Here is a 19,206-nt window from a genome sequence, read left to right as displayed (position 1 = left end):
GATCTCGCTTGGCCTCAGTGCATCCGGCCCATGCGCACTCTGCGCGGGCGATGTCTCGAGGACCGCTGCATGTCGTCACCGCTCTGCTTTTCGCCCCTTGCTCTGCGCCGTTCGATCCGCCTGGCTACCCTGGCCCTGGCGACCTGTTCGCCGCTGTTCGTGCAGGCCCAGACCATCGATGCCGGCAGCCACCAGCAGGCGACACGCAGCTACCAGATTCCGGCGGGGCCACTGTCGGCAGCGCTCAGCCGTTTCGCGGCGGAGGCCGGCGTGCTGCTGTCTGTCGATGCGCGGCTGACGGCCGGTAAGCAGAGCCCAGGGCTGCAGGGCGAGGCGGCGGTCGACGAGGGCTTCGCGCAGCTGTTGCAGGGGAGCGGTCTACAGGTCGCCGCCGACGGTCGCGGCGGCTACTCCCTGGAGGCCGCGGCGCCAACCGGCAGTGCTTCGCTGGAGCTGGACAGTACCGATGTACGCGCCTTCGCCCTGGGTAATGCGCTGGGCAGCATGGACGGCTACAACGCCACCCACAGCAGCGTGTCGACCAAGACCAGCAAGGCGCTGGCGCAAACCGCGCAGAGCGTATCGGTGGTCACCCGCGAGCAGATCGAGCGCCAGGGCGCGCTTACCGCTGCCGATGCCATGCGCTACAGCCCGGGTGTGCTGACCAATCCCTATGGCAACACCCACCGCTACGACTACCTGGCGATTCGCGGCATCAACGATGGCTCGGTGGACAACATCACCATCGATGGCCTGAAGTCCATGGGTGATCCGGGCTCCTACAGCAGCCTGCAGATCGACCCCTATTTCATCGAGCGCATCGATATTCTCAAGGGACCGTCCTCGGTGCTGTACGGGCGCAGCAACCCCGGCGGCCTGGCCGCCATCAGCACCAAGCGACCGGCGTTCACCCAGTCCGGTCGGGTGGACCTGTCCTACGGCAACAACGCCCGCAAGTCCCTGGGCTTCGATGTCACCGGGCCGCTGAACGAGAACGTCGCCTACCGGGTGGTCGGCCTGGCCAAGGACGCCGATGCTCAGGCCGATCACGTCACCGAGACGCGCTATGCGCTGATGCCCAGCCTGGCGTTGAATCTCAGCGACGACACCTTCATGACGCTCTACGCCTACTTGCAGGACGATCCCAACGGCGGCTATCACGGTAGCCTGCCGGCGTCCGGCATCCTGTACAAACGTGATGGGCGCCGCCTCTCGAGCGGCTTTTTCGAAGGTGACCCGGGCGTGGAAGAATTCACCCGCACCCAGCAGATGGTCGGTTACGAAGTCGAGCACCGCTTCAACGACACCTGGAGTGCGCGGCAGAACTTCCGCTATGTGGATGCCCGGGTGTCGAACAGCCAGATCTGGGCCTCCGGCTACCTGAGTGACACCAGCAACGAGCTGTATCGCGGCTATAGCGGCGGCCAGGAGCGGTTGCACGCCTGGATCGTCGACAACATGCTGCAGGCCGACTTCGCCACTGGCGCAGCCCAGCACACCCTGGTACTGGGCCTGGACTATCAATACTCGAAGAACAAGATCGCCGACCAGCGTGACAACTCGATCCTGCAGCCGCCCGGCTCGGTTACCCCGATCGACGTGTTCGACCCGGTCTACGGTAACAATCCCCTGACTTCCATCACCCCGGTGACCGACGCCCTGCGCCGGCAGAAGCAGACCGGCCTGTACGTGCAGGACCTGGTCGAGATCGACAACTGGAACCTGTCCTTCGGCCTGCGCCAGGACTGGTACGACGTATCCATCGATGACGAAATCAGCGGCAAGGACGCCAACCAGGGCGAGAAGCTCAGTGGCCATGTCGGTGTGCTCTACGCGTTCGACAACGGTATCTCGCCCTACGTCAGCTACTCGACCTCGTTCAACCCCACCTCCAATTACTCCAGCGGCGCGCAGATCCTCGACCCGACCACCGGCGAGCAGTGGGAAGCCGGCCTCAAGTTCCAGCCGCCCGGCACGGACGATCTGTACGCCCTGTCGTTCTTCAACCTGGAGATGGAGAACCTGTACGCCAAGGAAAACAGTCTGGTCACCGACAGTTTCTACAAAGGCGTCGGTGGTATTCGTTCCCGCGGCGTGGAGCTGGAGGCGCGCTTCAAGCCGGTCGACAACCTGCAGTTGATCGCCAGCTATACTTACACGGACGTTTCCTACAGCAAGTCCTACTTCGTCAACGATGGTGCTGCCGTGGTGGACGCCAAGGGCAATACGCCGCCGCAGACGCCCGAACGCATGGCCAGCCTGTGGGCCGACTACCGCTTCAGCGACGGCGCACTGGCCGGCCTGACCGTCGGTGCCGGCGCGCGCTATGTCGGCCAGAGCGAGGGCAGCGAGCTGAACAACTTCGACGTGCCGTCCTACACGCTGTTCGATGCCTCCATCGGCTACGACCTGAGTCAGGTCGGTTTGAGTGGAACGTCGCTGCAGCTCACCGCCAACAACCTCACCGACGAGTACTACGTGGCGTCCTGCTACTCGGCTGTGGCGTGCTACCTGGGTGAAGAGCGGACGCTGACGGCGACCGTCACTCAGCGTTTCTGAGAGGCGGCTTCGTCGTTGCGTTCGGATTCTTCGACGTGGACTGCAAAGTAGCGAAAACGGACGGCCGACCGCCACTTGTGGGAGCGGGCCATGCCCGTGATTTCGCGGGCATGGCCCGCTCCCACAGGTATTGCATCGATGTTCGCCTCTGCCTTCCAGCAGCCCTTTTACGCTCAGCCTGCATTGCGCAGGCGGTGCATGTCGCGCAGCGGCGGGGCGCCGAACAGGCGGCTGTACTCGCGGCTGAATTGCGAGGGGCTCTCGTAACCAACGCGAAAGCTCGCCGAGGCCGCTTCCAGGCCTTCACTGAACATCAGCCGGCGCGCCTCCTGCAGGCGCAGCTGCTTCTGGTACTGCAACGGGCTCAGGGCAGTGACGGCCTTGAAGCGGTGGTGCAGGGTCGAGGCGCTGAGGTTCACTTCGCGGGCCAGTTCCTCGATGCGCAGCGGCTTGTCGTAATGGCGGTTGATCCATTCGATGGCACGGGCGATGCGGTGGCTCTGGCTGTCGGCCATGACGATCTCGCGCAGGCGCTGGCCCTGGGGGCTGCGCAACAGGCGATAGAAAATTTCGCGCAGCGCCAGTGGTGCCAGCATGGCGGCGTCGCGGGGCGTTTCGAGCAGACGCAGCAGGCGAATCACCGCATCGAGCATCGACGCGTCCAATCTATCGACGAACAGTGCACGGCTCGGACCGGGCGCCGGCAGGCCGATCGGGCCGGCGGCAGACAGCAGTTCGCTGATCACTGCCGGGTCGATGTCCAGACGCACGCTCAGATAGGGCTGCTCGGGGGTCGCTTCGATCACCTGGCCGGTGACCGGGAGGGTGACCGAGGCCACCAGATAGTTGAGCGGGTCGTAGTAATACTGCTCGGCGCCCAGGCGAATTTCCTTGCGGCCCTGGGCGATGATGCACAGGCACGGCCGGTACAGCGTCGGCATGGGCAGGCTGGGCGCCGTGGTGTAGGCCAGGCCCAGGCCGTCGATAAGGGTATCGTGCATGCCCTCGGTGGGGGTGTTCTGCTGAATCAGGTGGGCCAGTTCGCGTTGGCGAAGGGCCAGGTCATCAGGCTGGTCGGGTTGCATCATGTACTCACTCGCGAATTTGTGCGAAGCCTATCCGGGAATTGCCCAGACGTCCTGCACGGCCATCGATCTTCGCAGTATTGGGCAAGCGTTACGCAGCATTAGGCAATTGTCCGTGCTGCATGCCCCGCATTTGGCGCTCGATAGCTGAGCTTTCATGAAGGTCCGCACGATCAGGCAAGAATGTTCCAGTATCCGGCTAACGGGAAAGGGGCCTCGGCTCCTACTCTGGACCCATCGCGGCACCGTTCGCCGCACTGACCAGAGGATCGCACCATGAACAATATCCAAGACAAAGTCGTGCTCATCACCGGCGCCAGCAGTGGCATTGGCGAAGGTTGTGCACGCTTGCTGGCCGAGAAGGGCGCACGGGTCGTGCTCGGTGCCCGCCGGGTCGAACGCCTCGAAAGCCTGGTCGAGGACATTCGCGCTGCCGGTGGCCAGGCCATCGCCCGTCGCCTGGACGTGACCGATGCTGCCGACGTGCAGGCCTTCGTCGATGTCGCCATGGCCGAGTACGGCCGCGTCGATGTGCTGCTCAACAATGCCGGGGTGATGCCGCTGTCGAAGATCGAGGCGCTCAAGCTGGACGAGTGGAATCGCATGGTCGACGTCAACATCCGCGGCGTGCTGCACGGCATCGCTGCAGCCTTGCCGGTCATGCAGGCCCGGCGTAGCGGGCAGATCATCAATGTGGCGTCGATTGGTGCCTACCGGGCGTCACCGACGGCTGCGGTGTATTGCGCCACCAAGTACGCAGTGCGGGCGATCAGCGACGGCCTGCGTCAGGAGGTCGGTGGCGACATCCGAGTCACCCTGGTGTCACCCGGCGTGGTGGAATCCGAACTGGCTGACAGCATCTCCGATGACGGCGCCCGCGACGCCATGCGCGAATTTCGCAAGGTAGCCATCAGCCCGTCAGCCATCGCCCGGGCCGTGGCCTATGCCATCGAGCAACCGGCGGACGTCGACGTCAGCGAACTGGTGGTGCGGCCGACGGCAAGCATTCACTGACAGGGCAGATGCCACGGCAATTCGCCGTGACGGCACCGACTGTATCAAGAACCTGTTGATGATTTTCAAGCCCAGGTTCGGCGACTTTGGCTGCTAAATGGCGGGAGCGGACATCGGCGCAGTGCCTGTGGGAGCGGGCGCGGAAGCCTAGTCCATGCTCGCGATTTTTCGCGCGCATGGCGCGCTCCCACAGGGGATCGGCGAACGGCTGCTTCTGCCCTGTAGCTGCCGCTTCATGCGCATACCAGACTTTGAACAGGATCCAGGGAGAAAACCATGACCCTGCAAACCCACATCACCGTGTTAGAAGCCGCTCCTGGTCGTTGTGAGGAACTGGGTGGCTACCTGCGTGACCTGCTGGAGCCAACACGCCGGTTGGACGGTTGTCTGGCGTTTGAACTGCAACGTGATCGTCGGCGCTGGCAGTTGCACAGTCGCTGGCGCAGCCCTGCCGACCTCGAGCACTACTTCGCCCAACCGCTGCTGCAGGAAGTAATCGATAGCGCATGGAGGAGCGGGGCGATCCAGCACCTGCAAGGCTCGGTATGAAAGTACCTGCGCTCGGTGATGCTTCGTTAAAAATCGGCTGGAGTGCCAGCCCAGTGGGCCTGCTCATTTACAGCGCGTAAACTCCGCACCCTTACCGATTTTTGCCTCGCCTGACCTTCGCTCGGCGACCTTTCATTCAGACCCTCGCCGCGCCGCCTGAGGCCAGAAACGCAAACGCCCCAGTCCATGCCGGGGCGTTTGCGTTGGTGCGGCGGGCGCTTATTCGACCAGCGTCAGGGTCACGTCGATGTTGCCCTGGGTCGCGTTCGAGTAAGGGCAGACGATGTGCGCCTTGTCGATCAGCGCCTTGGCTTCTTGACGATCCAGGCCCGGCAGGGTGATTTTCAGTTCCACTTCGATGGCGAAGCCGGTGGGCACTGCGCCGATGCCGACGATGCCTTCGATCCAGCTGTCCGGCGAAACCTTGTGCTTGTCACGAGCCGCGACGAATTTGATCGCACCCAGGAAGCAGGCCGAGTAGCCAGCAGCGAACAGCTGCTCGGGGTTGGTGCCCTGGCCGCCAGCGCCGCCCAGCTCCTTGGGTGTGGTCAGCGCGACATCCAGCACGCCGTCGGAGGAAATGGCACGGCCCTCACGGCCACCAGTGGCTTCAGCGTAGGCGCGGTAGGCAACGGTTTCGATCGACATGGTGAAATCCTCGTATTTGATTTGTTCGATGTTTGTTAGTGCGCAATTCAACTGCTCGAAGCGAACTTTAGTTGTGATTTATTTTGCGCGCAAGTTATTTTCAAAAAATCATAATAGGGTCGAACCTGTATCGCCTCGACGACGCTTAGTCTAGACCCGGGCTACTGCTTGGTGGTTGCACGCCTGTGCTCAGAGGCTGTCCTGCAATTGCTTGCGCAGGGCGGTCAGTTCTGCGGTAAGGCTGGCGAGGCGCTCGGCCGTCTGGGCGCTGGCATCGAGGATGCAGCCGGGAATCTGCCGGGCATCGGCGTGCAGGGCGCGGCCCTTGTCGGTGAGGTGCAGGTGCACCACGCGCTCGTCGGCGCTACTGCGCTTGCGGTCGATCAGGCCCTCGGCCTCCAGGCGCTTGAGCAGAGGGGTCAGCGAACCCGGATCGGTGAGCAGACGTGCGCTGATCTCGCTCACGGTGATGCCGTCGCCTTCCCATAACACCAGCATTGCCAAGTACTGCGGATAGGTCAGGCCGAGTTTCTTGAGCAGCGGCTTGTAGACCTTGGTCATCATCAGCGAGGTCGAGTGCAGGGCGAAGCACACCTGGTTGTCGAGCAGCAGATCGGCGCAGGTGTCGTCGGTGGTCATGGAAGCTCCGGGATGAGGGCAGGCAAGGGCGCAATTTAGCGCGCCGGTCCGCTCGATGCCAGCCAAAGCGGCAGCGCACGGCGCCAGTGAGTGGCCTGCGGCCGGCGCCGGTCACCTTGCCAGTTGCTTCTGGCATACAATGCCGCACCGCTAGTGCGGCATCGATCAGACTGGTCAGGGAGTCGGTATATGAAGAGCGTGATGGCGAGTTTCGCCGTGCTGTTGCTAGTGGCCGGCTGCGGTACGCCGGGCAAGCCGCCGGCGTTGCAGGCGCCAGTGACCGGCAAGATCAACCCGACCCGGGTGCAGGTGACGCCTGGTGAAGCCGCTATCGAAGCGGCCAAGGCCAGCCTGTTCACGGCCATCGATGCCGATGGCGTCGAATTCGACTCGCTGTTCGGCACGGCAGCCAACGCATCCGGGGATGATCTGGCCGTGTGCGGCTTCGCCACGCGCGACGATCAGGACGGCGCGCTGTATTTCGCCCACTACAATGGCGAACTGCTGCTGTGGGACGAAGCCGCGCCCTACGGCACCAGCACCGAAAATCAGTTCCTGGCGATGATCTGCTCCTATCGCTAACTGATTACTGGCCTAACAGGCGCTGCGGTGGCGGCAGACGCTTGAGCGTGGCGGCCCTGCCACGCGCCGCCATGCGCCGTTTGGCCGGGCAGATTCCGGTCACCCCGCGAAAGATGCCCAACGCGCCGGCGGCGATATCGGTCAGCCCGAACAGGCCGCCAATGGCCAGCCCCTTGCGAATCAACAGTGCGCCGCCAGCGATGGAGATTACCCGCTCCATGGGGGCCAGGTTGGTGTCACTGTGTTTGCTGTCGTGTGCAGGCATGGGAGCTCCTATCAAGAGGCTTTCTTCAGGGCGCCGAGCAATTCGGCTTTGCGCATCGTCGAACGTCCGCTGATCTGCCGGGCGCGGGCCAAGTGCAACAGTTCCCGCTTGCTCTGTTCGTCGAGGGGGCGGTCGGGATGCACCTCGCCGCGTCGGCTGGCGGCTGCCTGGCGGGCGGAATCCTTGCGGGCACTGGCCTTCTGCCTGGCGCTGGTTTCACGCCCCGAGCCGCCGGCCCGTTCGCCGCCGCCGGACTGCTTGTTGACAGTGGCCCAGGCCCGGGCGCGTGCCTCGTCTTCAGGGATGCCGCGTTCCTCGTAGCTGGCTTCGATGGCCGCCGCCTTGCGCTTCTGGGCCGCGGTATACTTGTCTTTGCTTCCACGTGGCATGTCGTGGCTCCTCGTCAGAACGGCACTTGGTCAGAAAGGCATTGGCCGATATCCCTGTGGCAGGCCGTCCGCATGTCGAGTTCAGGAGGCTGGATGAGTGGTCGTCGGCAATTGGGCAGACGAATTGAACTCTCCTTCGGGTGCCGTACTCATTGCTAAGTGCTTTTGGGGCAGGGCGCGCCAAGCTCTGGCATGCGCCCGCCAGCCGCTGAACCTTATTCGAGGAGATGACGATGAAACGTGATTGGGAACTGATCCGTGAACTGCTGCTGCACATCGAAGCATTGGAAACAGGGCACCACTTTTATCCGCAGCAGGTCGGCGAGCACACGGCCGAATCGGTCAGCTACCATATTCATCTGATGTGCCAGGCCAACCTGATCGAGTGCTCCCAGCACCATCCGTGGAACGGCGCGCCGGTGTCCATCGCCAACGGCCTGACCCTGACCGGTCATGATCTGCTCGACGGCATCCGCGAAGATTCGCTCTGGGAAGCCAAGAAGGCCTTTCTGCAGGCCCGCGCCGGCGGCATCACCTATGAAGGTCTGAAGAACGCGCCGACCGCCGACTCGATGTTGTTTGCCGCCAGCCGCGGCACCGAAGAGGGTCACAACGGCCACGTCTACAACTGATTCAGGGAGCGAACCCGCATGGCCGAGGAAGCAGTGAAAGCAACAGACACCGTCGATACTTTCAAACAACTGATCCTGGCCAAGCTCAGGTACTCGGTGGGCAAGGACCCGGGCAACGCTTTCGCCCACGACTGGTTCGAGGCGGTCGCCCTGGCGGCTCGTGATCATCTGGTCGATCACTGGGAAGACGCGTCCCTGCAGGTCGACCGTCAGGAGCAGAAGCGCGTCTACTACCTCTCGCTGGAGTTCCTGATCGGCCGCCTGCTGGTCGACAACCTCAGCAACCTCGGCCTGCTGGATACCGCTCGCGAAGCGCTGGCCCAGCTGGACGTGGACTTCGAGCAGATTCGTAACCTGGAGCCCGATGCCGCCCTCGGCAATGGTGGCCTGGGTCGCCTGGCCGCCTGCTTCATGGAAAGCATGGCGACCCTGAACATCGCCGCCCACGGTTATGGCATCCGCTATGAGCACGGCCTGTTCCGTCAGGTGGTGGTCGATGGCTGGCAGCAGGAGCACACCGAAACCTGGCTGGATTTCGGCAACCCCTGGGAGTTCGAGCGCCCGGAAGTCAGCTACAGCGTCGGCTTCGGCGGCAGCGTGGTGAACCTGGCCGAATCCGCCGATATCTCGCGCCACGAGTGGCACCCCAACGAGCAGGTGCGCGCCATCGCCTATGACACCCCGGTGGTCGGCTGGCGCCATTCCAGCGTCAACACACTGCGCCTGTGGCGTGCCCGGGCCGAGGAAGATCTGCAGTTGGAGCGCTTCAACGCCGGTGATCACTTCGGCGCGGTCGCCGATGTGGTCAAGGCAGAGAGTATTTCCCGGGTGCTCTATCCGGCCGACAGCACCGAGGCTGGCCAGGAGTTGCGTCTGCGCCAAGAGTTCTTTTTCGTGTCCGCCTCGCTGCAGGACCTGATCGCCCGGCACCTGGAGCTGAATCTCGACATTCATTCGCTGCCCGATCGTGTCGCCATCCAGCTCAACGACACCCACCCGGCGATTGCCGTGGCCGAGCTGATGCGCCTGCTGGTCGACGTGTATCGCCTGGAGTGGTTCGAGGCCTGGAAGCTGACGACCGCGACCCTGTCCTACACCAACCACACCTTGCTGCCCGAGGCGCTGGAGTCCTGGCCGGTGTCGCTGATGGAGCGCCTGCTGCCGCGGCACATGCAGATCATTTATCTGATCAATGCGTACCACATCGATTCGCTACGCGCGAAGGACATCCACGATTTCGAGCTGCTGCGCTCCATCTCGCTGATCGACGAGGACCATGGCCGCCGCGTGCGCATGGGCAACCTGGCATTCCTGGGTTCGCACAGCATCAACGGTGTGTCGGCGCTGCACACCAACCTGATGCGCAAGAGCGTGTTCAGCGATTTCCATCGCCTGTACCCGGAGCGCATCAACAACAAGACCAACGGCGTGACCTTCCGCCGCTGGCTGTACCAGTCCAACCCGCAGCTGACCGAACTGCTGGTCGGCGCGCTGGGCGAGGGCGTGCTCGACACGCCGGAAACCACCTTGCGCTCGCTCGAACCGTTCGCCGCCAAATCGTCGTTCCGCAAGCAGTTCGCCGCCCAGCGCCAGCACGCCAAGCGAGCCCTCGCCGAACTGGTGCGCGAGCGCATGGGCATCAGCCTGGACACCCAGGCGATCTTCGACGTGCAGGTCAAGCGCATCCATGAATACAAGCGCCAACTGCTCAACCTGCTGCATACCGTGGCGCTGTACCAGGCGATGCGCAACGACCCGGCCACCGACTGGGCGCCGCGGGTGAAGATCTTCGCCGGCAAGGCTGCGGCCAGCTATCACCAGGCCAAGCTGATCATCAAACTGGCCAACGACATCAGCCGCACCGTCAACGCCGACCCGACCTTGCGCGGGCTGCTCAAGGTAGTGTTCATCCCCAACTACAACGTCAGCCTGGCCGAAGTGATCATCCCGGCAGCGGACCTCTCCGAGCAGATTTCCACGGCCGGCCTGGAAGCGTCCGGTACCAGCAACATGAAGTTCGCCCTCAACGGCGCGCTGACCATTGGCACCCTGGATGGCGCCAACGTGGAGATGTCCGAGCAGATCGGTCGCGAGAACATGTTCATCTTCGGCATGACCGCCCAGCAGGTCGCAGCCCGTTCGCGGCGTGATCTGAACATGAGCGCCGAGGTGGCGGCTTCCGAGCGGCTGGCCGGCGCACTGGAGGCGATCCGTTCCGGGGTGTTCTCGCCCGACGATCCGGGTCGCTACAGCGGGCTGATCGATGGCTTGCTGGCCCATGACCGCTTTCTGGTCTGCGCCGATTTCCAGGCCTACTGGGAGGCGCAGCGCAAGGTCGACATCCTCTGGCGCACCCCGGATCGCTGGTGGCAGGCGGCGGTGCTCAACACCGCGCGCACCGGTTGGTTCTCCTCGGATCGCACCATCCGCGAATACGCCAAGGAAATCTGGAACGTGTCCGGCATCGACAACTGATCGCTGCGTCGTGACGAGAAGCCCGGCATGCCTTGCGCATGCCGGGCTTTTTTCATGCTACGGGTGCCGTCCGTCTTGTTGCAGGGCACTGCCCCGCTAAATAACCCGAACGTCCCCTCCGGCACGGCCTCACATTCCTGAGGCGTCCATACGTCCATATCGCGCCTGCCTGAGCGCGGAGGACGCTGTTGCCCCCGATCAATCGATCCGGCGGGCGATACCCATGCGAGGAGAGATACTGATGAAGTCCAAAGACAAGGGCCGTACCAGCGAGTTGGCGGGAACCGACACCGCCGACCGCGGCAACAGCAACAAGAAGATCGAGCAACTCGAACGTTTCCGTGAAGACGCCACCGGCCAGGCCCTGACCACCGACCATGGCACGCGGATCGCCGACAACCAGAACAGCCTGCGCGCGGGCGAGCGCGGCCCATCGCTGCTCGAAGATTTCCTGCTGCGCGAGAAGCTCACCCATTTCGACCACGAGCGCATTCCCGAGCGCGTGGTACATGCCCGCGGCGCAGCGGCCCACGGCCATTTCCAGGTCTACGAAGACCTGAGCGAGCTGACCAAGGCGGATTTCCTCACTGACCCGAGCAAGAAGACCCCGGTGTTCGTGCGCTTCTCCACCGTGCAGGGCCCTCGCGGCTCGGCGGACACCGTGCGCGACGTGCGTGGCTTCGCCACCAAGTTCTACACCGACGAAGGCAACTTCGACCTGATCGGCAACAACATGCCGGTGTTCTTCATCCAGGACGCCATCAAGTTTCCCGACTTCGTGCATGCGGTGAAGCCCGAGCCACATAACGAGATCCCCACCGGGGCATCTGCCCACGACACCTTCTGGGACTTCGTGTCGCTCACCCCGGAGTCGGCCCACATGGTGCTCTGGACCATGTCCGACCGCGCCATTCCGGTCGGCTTTCGCGGTATGCAGGGCTTTGGCGTGCACACCTACCGACTGGTCAACGCCGAAGGCCGCGCGCATTTCGTGAAATTCCACTGGCGCCCAGTCGCCGGCGTGTTCTCGCTGGTCTGGGACGAAGCGCAGAAGCTTGCCGGCAAGGACCCGGACTTCCACCGTCGCACCCTGTGGGACGACATCGAGAACGGTGACCCGCTGGAGTGGGAGTTGGGCCTGCAGGTGATTCCCGAGGAAGACGAGCACACGTTCGACTTCGATCTGCTCGATGCCACCAAGCTGGTGCCCGAAGAGCAGGTGCCGGTGCGTGTGGTCGGCAAGCTGGTACTCGACCGCAACCCGGACAACTTCTTCGCCGAAACCGAGCAGGTGGCCTTCCAGATGGCCAACATCGTGCCCGGGATCGACTTCACCAACGACCCGCTGCTGCAGGGCCGGCTGTTCTCCTACACCGATACTCAGCTGCTGCGCCTGGGCGGCCCGAACTTCAACGAGATTCCGATCAACCGTCCGGTCTGCCCGTTCCACAACAACAACCGCGACTCCTTCCATCGCCAGACCATCAACAAGGGTCGCGCCTCTTACGAGCCGAATTCCATCGACGGCGGCTGGCCGAAGGAAACCCCCGAGGCACCGAAGGGTGGCGGCTACGTCAGCTATCCCGAGGAGGTGTCCGGGCCGAAGATCCGCAAGCGCGCCGAGTCGTTCGGCGATCACTTCTCCCAGGCGCGGCTGTTCTTCAACAGCATGAGCGATGCCGAGAAGGCGCACATCGTGGCGGCCTACAGCTTCGAACTCGGCAAGGTCGAGCGCCTGTACATCCGTGAACGCCAGGTACACGAGATTCTCGCCAACATCGACCTGGATCTGGCCAAGCAGGTAGCAGCCAACGTCGGTGTCGATGCACCGAGCGCGCCGACCGTGCAGGTACCGGAAATCTCCCTCAAGGAATCGCCGGCCCTGAGCCAGATGAACCTGCTGCCGGGCAACATCAAGTCGCGCAAGATCGCGATCTTGATCGGCGACGGCGTCAAGCAGGCGGATATCGATGCCCTCACCGCCGAACTGGACAAGGAGGGCGCGCAGTTCAAGCTGCTGGCGCCGAGCGCCGCACCGGTGAAGAGCGATGCCGGCAAGCAGCTGGTGCCCAACGACTCCATGCAGGGCCTTCCATCGGTCGCCTTCGATGCGGTGTGGGTGCCGGGTGGCGCGAGCTTCGCCAAGGCCCTGGAGGGCGATGGCGTTGCGCTGCATTACCTGCTCGAAGCCTACAAGCACCTCAAGGCCATCGGCCTGTGCGGCGAGTCGGCGGACCTGCTCAAGCTGCTGCGCCTCAAGGAAGACGAAGGGCTGCTCACCGGTAAGGCGGGCAGCGGGTTGGTTCAGCCGTTCACCGCGGCCATTGCCAAGCACCGCGTGTGGGCCCGCGAGCCACTGACCAAGGCGATTCCGGCCTGACGCGAAAAAGCCCCTGTACCGCGAGGTGCAGGGGCTTTCAGCTGGGTATCAGAACCTTTTCACAATCGTCCGGCCCGGTTTCAGCGCTTTGCCTGCAAAGTGGCGGGAGCGGTCAGTGAATGTGTGGCTTTTGTAGGAGGGGCTTTAGCCCCGAGCTTTTTATCAAGGCAAACAAAGAGCTCGGGGCTAAAGCCTCTCCTACGAGTCACGCCAATGGCCGCTTCCGCCCCTTGTAGCAGCCTCTTTAAGATGACTTCCACGCTCCAGCGTGGGAGCTCAGGGAAAGGCGCTCCGCGCCTGCTTCGGCCGCGCGCTGGATACGACGGCCGACGCAGAGCGCCCTCGGCGGGACGGTTCGACGACTCGACGTGAGGAACGATCAAACAGGTTACTAGCTCATCAGCACATGCGCATGCTGCTGGCAGGTACGCTGGGCACGGGCGCGCAATTTGGCGCGACGCGGTGCATGCTGGCGACGCCATATCGGATCGCTGGGCGAGGCGGGCAGGGGTGGGAATTCTTCGGCCAGTTGGGCTTCGAGCTGATAACGGTTCAGCAGGCGTAGCATGCCCCAGAGCATGGCCGCCGATACCAGTAACCAACCGGAAATCATCAACAGAATATAGCTTTCAGGACTCATGGGGCCTCCTCGGCCTGCGGGCGAGAGTCGACGTGCAAACGCTGTTTGACACTCGTCCCCTGCAGGCATTGGTCTATCACGCTGCAGGCGTATTGTTGCAGCGTCATGAATACGGTTGGCTCTTTGCCGGGCGCATCAACGAGCGTCCACGCCAGCGGCGATTTATGCAGGCTGTGTTGCAGGTGCTCGAGTTTCTCGGCGGGTAGCCCATCATCACTGTTCAGCCAGCTGTGCTCGCCGATCAGCATCAGGCGTTCGACCCGCGCTGTCGGCAGCCCCTCAAGCAAGGCGATGATGGCTTCGTAGGTGTGCTCGAAACCTCCCGGATGCAGCGAGCGACTGTTCAGCACCACCATCACCGCGTCCGTACCGGCCACGCTTCGCGCCACGCTCTCGGCGTTGAAAGGCGAGCCGCTCTTGGCTGCCAGGCCCGGACGCGCGGCGATATCGGTCGGATCATCGACGATCACCACGACCTGCAGGCCACGCTCCAGCAATACGTCCTGCAAGGCGTCAGTGACGCGATCCGGTGCGCCGTAGAGGGCGATTTTCTCGATGGGGCGTAGGTCGCTCATGATCGTGCTCAGGTCTGTCGCTGCTGGCCGGGTTCCTGATCGGTCGCGCCGCCCATCGGCTTCACCTCGATATCGGTGATCTCACCCGGTAGCTGGCTGCCGTGCAGCGACTCGATGTGGTAGCGGGCCTGTTCGGGCGTGAGCACCGGGGCTGCGGCCTGCACCTCCGTGGATTTCTTCTGCCTGCCAAGCCTGTAGCTGACGAGAAAGTAGTGATTTCTGGACATCCGAACCTCTTTCGTCGTGCGCCTTGGGCGCGGGTCGGCGTGCTCGCCTGTCAGAGAAGTAGAGAGAGCGGCGTTGCACGGCGTTCAGGTTTTTCGCCCAGCGGTATGCCGGCAAAAAAGGCAAACCTCTGGTCGCGGTACGGGTCGATTGCACAGGCGCGGGCGAGCGCTGCACTGGATTTCCTGAACGAGCAGGCTGGAGCGAACGACTTGAGTTTCTGGGACGCAGTACTGGCCACGCTGGCAAACGAGTTTTCCGATCTGAGCACCCCCGAGCAGCTCACCCAGGTGACCCTGCGCCTGTTGCTGGCGGCACTGCTGGGCGGTTTGCTGGGGCTCGAACGCGAGACCAGTGGCAAGGCTGCCGGCGTACGCACCCATATGCTGGTGGCGATCGGTTCGGCGATGTTCGTGCTGGTGCCGGCGCAAATGGGCGCCGAGCATGACGCCATGAGCCGGGTCATCCAGGGCCTGGTCGCCGGCATCGGTTTCCTGTGTGCGGGCACCATCCTCAAGGGCGATTCGATAAACGAGGTCAGGGGCCTGACCACCGCAGCCGGTATCTGGCTGACCGCCGCCATCGGCATAACCGTGGGCGTGGGGCGCGAGGCCACGGCGGTACTGGCCACGCTGATGGCGCTGTTCATCTTCAACATCGTGCCGCACCTGATCGCCTGGCTGGAGAAACGCGCGCGTAGATGACGGGAACGTCTGCGAGCTTGTCGAGCTCCTATGGAGTAATTCGTGAAACTGGGAGCCTGGTATGTTCCGTAATTTCAAGGAATGCATCGCCTGGACGGACGCCATGAAGGATGGCCAGCACTATGTTGGCCTGATCGAGTACCAACCCAAGTGCGCCGGCGCTGCGGTGCAGTTGCTCTGGGTGCCAGCCCTGGGCTCGGTATGCGAGAGCGAGGCGGAAACCGCTGCCGACAACATGTTGCGGCAGATTCGCGACATCACCATCGACGGTGACGTGATCTATCGCGACGGCATTGCGTTGTAGGCTGCCACTTCCCTCACGGCGCGGTCCCGCGCTTGTGTCGCCGGGCTCTCCGGCGGATCACTGAAACTTTTGTTTTTACCGGCCAGTCACCCGTAAAGGTTAATTCACGGGAGATTCGCCATGGCGCGTGCAATCTGGAAGGGGGCGATCAGTTTCGGGCTGGTTCACATTCCCGTGTCGCTGGTTTCGGCCACCGAATCCAAGGGCATCGATTTCGACTGGCTGGATGCGCGCAGCATGGAGCCGGTCGGCTACAAGCGCGTCAACAAGGCCACCGGCAAGGAGGTCGACAAGGAGCACATCGCCAAGGGCGTGCAGGTGGAGAAGGGCCGCTACGTGATCATCAGCGAAGACGAGATCCACGCTGCCCACCCGGAATCCACCCAGACCATCGACATCTTCGGTTTTCTAGATGCCGAGAGCATTCCCCTGCAGAACATCGAGCGACCCTATTACCTGGCGCCGGACAAGCGCGGCGAAAAGGTCTACGCGCTCTTGCAGCAGACCCTCAAGGGCTCCGGCAAGGTGGCGCTCGCCAACGTCGTGCTGCACGTCAAGCAGCATCTGGCGGCGGTGATGGTCGATGGCGATGCGCTGCTGCTGGTGATGCTGCGCTGGCCGGATGAAGTCCGTGGCCTGGATACCCTGGAGCTGAGCGCGGCGGTGACCGGCGCCAAGCTCAGCAAGGGCGAGCGCGACATGGCCAAGCGCCTGGTGCGCGACATGACCGTCGAGTGGTCGCCCGACGAGTATCAGGACACCTTCCGCGACAAGATCATGAAGCTGGTCGAGAAGAAGGCCAAGGCCGGCAAGATCGAGGACGTGGAAGGCGGCGAGCGCAAGCCGCCAAGCAAAAGTGCCGACGTCATCGACCTTACCGATCTGCTCAAGCGCAGCCTGGAAGGCAATGCCAGCAAACCAACGCGCAAACGCTCGTCCAAGTGAGGTGAGCGGCCATGGCCAAGGCAACCAGTGCATACAACCGCAAGCGCAATTTCGACTCCACCAGCGAGCCCCGCGAGCCGAGCCGGCGCAGCCGGGCCAAGGTGGGTGCGTTGGCGTTCGTGGTGCAGAAACATGATGCCCGCAACCTGCATTACGACTTTCGCCTGGAGCTGCAAGGCACCCTGAAAAGCTGGGCCGTGCCCAAGGGGCCGAGCCTCGACCCGAGCCAGAAGCGTCTGGCCGTGCATGTCGAGGATCACCCGCTGGCCTACGCCAGTTTCGAGGGCAGCATCGCCGAGGGCAATTACGGCGCCGGTGACGTGATCGTCTGGGATCACGGTATCTGGCAGCCCGAGGGCGATCCCGTCGCGGCATATGAGGCCGGCAAGCTCAAGTTCACCTTGATCGGCGAGAAGCTCACCGGCGCCTGGACACTGGTGCGCACGCGGCTGAAGGGCAGCGCCGACAAGCAGCAATGGCTACTGATCAAGGAGCAGGATGACGTGGCTCGGCCCGCAGCCGAGTACGACATCGTCAGCGAACTGCCGGCCAGCGTGATCAGCGGCGAGCTGGTTGGCGGCACGGGCAAACCGGCGGCCAACCAGGCACACAAGGCCAAATCGCGCAACAAGGCACCGGCCACGTCGAGCGGCAGGAAAGTCGCCCGGTCGGCCATGTCGGACGGCTTGTCGCCGCAGCTGGCGACCCTGGTCGAGTCACCACCGGCCGGTGACTGGATCTACGAGATCAAGTACGACGGCTACCGGATCATGGCGCGTGTCAAGGCTGGCGAGGTGACGCTGTTCAGCCGTAACGGCCACGACTGGACGGCGCGCATGGCGCCCCAGGCCGAGGCGCTGGAAAAGCTCAAGCTCGGCGACAGCTGGCTGGACGGCGAGGCTGTGGTGCTCGACAAGCAGGGCATGCCCGATTTCCAGGCGCTGCAGAACGCTTTCGATGACGCCCGCAGCGGCGACATCCTGTATTTCCTGTTCGACGCGCCCTGGCTCGATGGCGTCGACCAGCGCGAGTTGCCGGTCGAGCAGCGCCGCAAGGCGCTGCAGGAGAAGCTGCCCAAACGCAAAGGTTTACTGCGGTTTTCCGAGGCCTTCGAGGTCGATCACCAGAGCGTGCTGGGCAGTGCCTGCGCCCTGGGCCTGGAAGGGGTGATCGGCAAGCGCGCCGGCAGTCCCTATCGATCCTCGCGCAGCGCCGATTGGATCAAGCTCAAGTGCCGGCAGCGCCAGGAGTTTGTGGTGGTCGGTTTCACCAAGCCACAGGGCAGCCGCTCCGGCTTCGGTGCGCTGCTGCTGGCGGTCAACGAGGCGAAGGGCCTGCGCTACGCCGGGCGGGTCGGCAGCGGCTTCAACGAGGCGCTGCTCGCCAGCCTGCACCAGCGCATGAAAGCGCTGGCGCGTGATGACTCGCCGCTGCACAAGCAGCCAGGCGCGGCCCAGCGCCGTGACGTGCAATGGATCGAGCCGCAACTGGTGGTCGAGGTGGCCTTTGCCGGCTGGACCGGCGAGGGCCTGGTGCGCCAGGGTGCCTTCGTTGGCGAGCGTAGCGACAAGCCGGTCGAGCAGATCGTCGAAGAGCAGCCGGCGTCAGTCAAGGCTGTGGAAGAGGGTGCGTCAGTAAAGAAAGCACCCGGCAAGGTTTCGCCGCGTAAGGGGCGTGAGCAGATCGGCGAGGTGTCGGTCAGCCATCCAGAGCGGATCATCGACGCGCAGAGCGGCACCACCAAGGCGCAGCTTGCACGCTTCTACGCCGAGATTGCCGACTGGCTGCTGCCCGACGTACGCAACCGGCCGGTCTCGCTGTTGCGCGCGCCAGGCGGCGTCGGCGGCGAGCAGTTCTTCCAGAAGCATGCCGAGCGCCTGGCGATTCCCAATATCCATCATCTGGATGCCGACCTCGATCCCGGACACGACCGGCTGATGGCCATCGACAGCGTGCCGGCCCTGGTCGGCGCGGTGCAGATGGGCACCATCGAGCTGCACACCTGGAATGCCGCCTACGCCAGCATCGAACGGCCGGACCGGCTGATCCTCGACCTCGACCCGGACCCGGCGCTGCCCTGGCGCGCGGTGCTGGAGGCCACCCGCCTGAGCCTGTCGGTGCTCGACGAACTGGGCCTGGAAACCTTCGTGAAAACCAGCGGCGGTGCCGGCATGCACCTGGTGGTGCCGCTGGCCCGGCATGTCGACTGGGATACGCTGAAGGCCTTTGGCAAGGCGATCTCGCAGTTCATGGCCAGCGAGTTGCCGGACCGCTTCAGCGCCCGCATGGGCCCGAAGAATCGCATCGGCAAGGTCTACCTGGATTACCTGCGCAACGGTCGCGGCGCCAGCACCGTGGCTGCCTATTCGGTGCGCGCGCGTTCCGGCCTGCCGGTATCGGTGCCAATCAGCCGCGAGGAACTGGGGCAACTGCGCGACTCCAGGCAGTGGCATATCGGCAACCTGCAACAGCGGTTGGCCAAGCTGAAGGGTGATCCCTGGGATGGTTACGCCAACCGGCAGCGCATCACCCAGGCGATGTGGAGCAAGCTCGGCGCCGAGCGTGTCTGAAAGCCTGTTCACGATCTTGCGGCTCG

19 protein-coding genes are annotated in these 19,206 nt (G+C 63.8%); 11 read left to right on the top strand and 8 right to left on the bottom strand.

Annotated elements, in window-relative coordinates:
- The first annotated feature begins 69 nt into the window (after positions 1 to 69).
- Positions 70 to 2,559, top strand: a complete 2,490-nt coding sequence (locus BVH03_RS14705; protein ID WP_075961857.1) for a TonB-dependent siderophore receptor — start codon at positions 70 to 72, stop codon at positions 2,557 to 2,559.
- 173 nt (positions 2,560 to 2,732) lie between these two features.
- On the opposite strand, the gene BVH03_RS14700 is transcribed toward BVH03_RS14705, so the two are convergent.
- The gene (locus BVH03_RS14700; RefSeq protein WP_075961856.1) at positions 2,733 to 3,647 is read right to left on the bottom strand and encodes an AraC family transcriptional regulator; all 915 of its coding nucleotides are present in this window, start codon (positions 3,645 to 3,647) and stop codon (positions 2,733 to 2,735) included.
- Between the two features lie 273 nt (positions 3,648 to 3,920).
- Between BVH03_RS14700 and BVH03_RS14695 the strand changes: the two genes are divergently transcribed.
- Together BVH03_RS14695 and BVH03_RS14690 are read left to right on the top strand one after the other, a co-directional pair.
- On the top strand, positions 3,921 to 4,658 hold the full coding sequence (locus BVH03_RS14695) for an SDR family oxidoreductase (protein WP_075961855.1): 738 nt from the start codon (positions 3,921 to 3,923) through the stop codon (positions 4,656 to 4,658).
- Positions 4,659 to 4,934: 276 nt separating this feature from the next.
- Complete coding sequence (locus BVH03_RS14690) at positions 4,935 to 5,207, top strand: putative quinol monooxygenase (RefSeq protein WP_075961854.1); 273 nt, start codon at positions 4,935 to 4,937, stop codon at positions 5,205 to 5,207.
- Between the two features lie 219 nt (positions 5,208 to 5,426).
- Here the strand turns inward: BVH03_RS14690 and BVH03_RS14685 are convergent, their stop codons facing one another.
- Together BVH03_RS14685 and BVH03_RS14680 are read right to left on the bottom strand one after the other, a co-directional pair.
- Positions 5,427 to 5,855: an organic hydroperoxide resistance protein gene (locus tag BVH03_RS14685; protein ID WP_075961853.1), complete on the bottom strand. Its 429-nt coding sequence runs from the start codon at positions 5,853 to 5,855 to the stop codon at positions 5,427 to 5,429.
- A gap of 189 nt (positions 5,856 to 6,044) precedes the next feature.
- Entirely contained in the window at positions 6,045 to 6,494 is a 450-nt protein-coding gene (locus BVH03_RS14680) for a MarR family winged helix-turn-helix transcriptional regulator (protein WP_075961852.1), read from the bottom strand.
- Between the two features lie 189 nt (positions 6,495 to 6,683).
- On the opposite strand from BVH03_RS14680, the gene BVH03_RS14675 reads away from it, so the two are divergent.
- Complete coding sequence (locus BVH03_RS14675; RefSeq protein ID WP_075961851.1) at positions 6,684 to 7,076, top strand: hypothetical protein; 393 nt, start codon at positions 6,684 to 6,686, stop codon at positions 7,074 to 7,076.
- 4 nt (positions 7,077 to 7,080) lie between these two features.
- Here BVH03_RS14675 and BVH03_RS14670 read toward each other — a convergent pair whose 3' ends face one another.
- Together BVH03_RS14670 and BVH03_RS14665 are read right to left on the bottom strand one after the other, a co-directional pair.
- Entirely contained in the window at positions 7,081 to 7,341 is a 261-nt protein-coding gene (locus tag BVH03_RS14670) for a DUF2892 domain-containing protein (RefSeq protein WP_075961850.1), read from the bottom strand.
- A gap of 11 nt (positions 7,342 to 7,352) precedes the next feature.
- A complete protein-coding gene (locus BVH03_RS14665) occupies positions 7,353 to 7,730 on the bottom strand; it encodes a termination factor Rho (protein ID WP_075961849.1) in 378 nt (125 codons plus the stop codon).
- A 233-nt stretch (positions 7,731 to 7,963) separates the two neighbouring features.
- Between BVH03_RS14665 and BVH03_RS14660 the strand changes: the two genes are divergently transcribed.
- The 3 genes from BVH03_RS14660 (at position 7,964) to katE (ending at position 13,217) form a co-directional block, all read left to right on the top strand.
- Positions 7,964 to 8,362, top strand: coding sequence for a DUF2513 domain-containing protein (locus tag BVH03_RS14660; RefSeq protein ID WP_075961848.1), 399 nt, complete (start codon positions 7,964 to 7,966; stop codon positions 8,360 to 8,362).
- Between the two features lie 18 nt (positions 8,363 to 8,380).
- On the top strand, positions 8,381 to 10,837 hold the full coding sequence (locus tag BVH03_RS14655; RefSeq protein ID WP_075961847.1) for a glycogen/starch/alpha-glucan phosphorylase: 2,457 nt from the start codon (positions 8,381 to 8,383) through the stop codon (positions 10,835 to 10,837).
- Between the two features lie 241 nt (positions 10,838 to 11,078).
- The gene (gene katE / locus BVH03_RS14650) at positions 11,079 to 13,217 is read left to right on the top strand and encodes a catalase HPII (RefSeq protein ID WP_075961846.1); all 2,139 of its coding nucleotides are present in this window, start codon (positions 11,079 to 11,081) and stop codon (positions 13,215 to 13,217) included.
- Positions 13,218 to 13,608: 391 nt separating this feature from the next.
- On the opposite strand, the gene BVH03_RS14645 is transcribed toward katE, so the two are convergent.
- From BVH03_RS14645 to BVH03_RS14635, 3 genes are read right to left on the bottom strand one after another with little or no spacing between them, the layout of a single operon-like run.
- Positions 13,609 to 13,857 carry a hypothetical protein gene (locus BVH03_RS14645; RefSeq protein ID WP_075961845.1) on the bottom strand — a complete coding sequence of 83 codons (249 nt, stop codon included), beginning with the start codon at positions 13,855 to 13,857 and terminating at the stop codon, positions 13,609 to 13,611.
- Positions 13,854 to 14,432, bottom strand: coding sequence for an NAD(P)H-binding protein (locus tag BVH03_RS14640; protein WP_075961844.1), 579 nt, complete (start codon positions 14,430 to 14,432; stop codon positions 13,854 to 13,856). The genes BVH03_RS14645 and BVH03_RS14640 overlap by 4 nt, the downstream gene beginning before the upstream one ends.
- Before the next feature lie 8 nt (positions 14,433 to 14,440).
- Positions 14,441 to 14,659 (bottom strand): hypothetical protein, encoded by a 219-nt coding sequence (locus BVH03_RS14635; protein ID WP_075961843.1) that lies wholly within the window; start codon positions 14,657 to 14,659, stop codon positions 14,441 to 14,443.
- Positions 14,660 to 14,869: 210 nt separating this feature from the next.
- On the opposite strand from BVH03_RS14635, the gene BVH03_RS14630 reads away from it, so the two are divergent.
- The 4 genes from BVH03_RS14630 to ligD all read left to right on the top strand — a co-directional run bounded on the left by BVH03_RS14630 (position 14,870) and on the right by ligD (position 19,180).
- On the top strand, positions 14,870 to 15,361 hold the full coding sequence (locus BVH03_RS14630; protein WP_075961842.1) for an MgtC/SapB family protein: 492 nt from the start codon (positions 14,870 to 14,872) through the stop codon (positions 15,359 to 15,361).
- 61 nt (positions 15,362 to 15,422) lie between these two features.
- On the top strand, positions 15,423 to 15,665 hold the full coding sequence (locus BVH03_RS14625) for a hypothetical protein (RefSeq protein ID WP_075961841.1): 243 nt from the start codon (positions 15,423 to 15,425) through the stop codon (positions 15,663 to 15,665).
- Between the two features lie 120 nt (positions 15,666 to 15,785).
- Positions 15,786 to 16,610 (top strand): Ku protein, encoded by an 825-nt coding sequence (locus tag BVH03_RS14620; protein WP_075961840.1) that lies wholly within the window; start codon positions 15,786 to 15,788, stop codon positions 16,608 to 16,610.
- An 11-nt stretch (positions 16,611 to 16,621) separates the two neighbouring features.
- Entirely contained in the window at positions 16,622 to 19,180 is a 2,559-nt protein-coding gene (gene ligD / locus BVH03_RS14615; protein ID WP_075961839.1) for a DNA ligase D, read from the top strand.
- The last annotated feature ends 26 nt before the right edge of the window (positions 19,181 to 19,206 follow it).

This window comes from Pseudomonas sp. PA15(2017), assembly GCF_001945395.1.
Taxonomy (GTDB): Bacteria; Pseudomonadota; Gammaproteobacteria; order Pseudomonadales; family Pseudomonadaceae; genus Aquipseudomonas.
The sequence above is the reverse complement of the archived record's forward strand: the minus strand, read 5'-3'. Positions and strand labels throughout refer to the sequence as shown.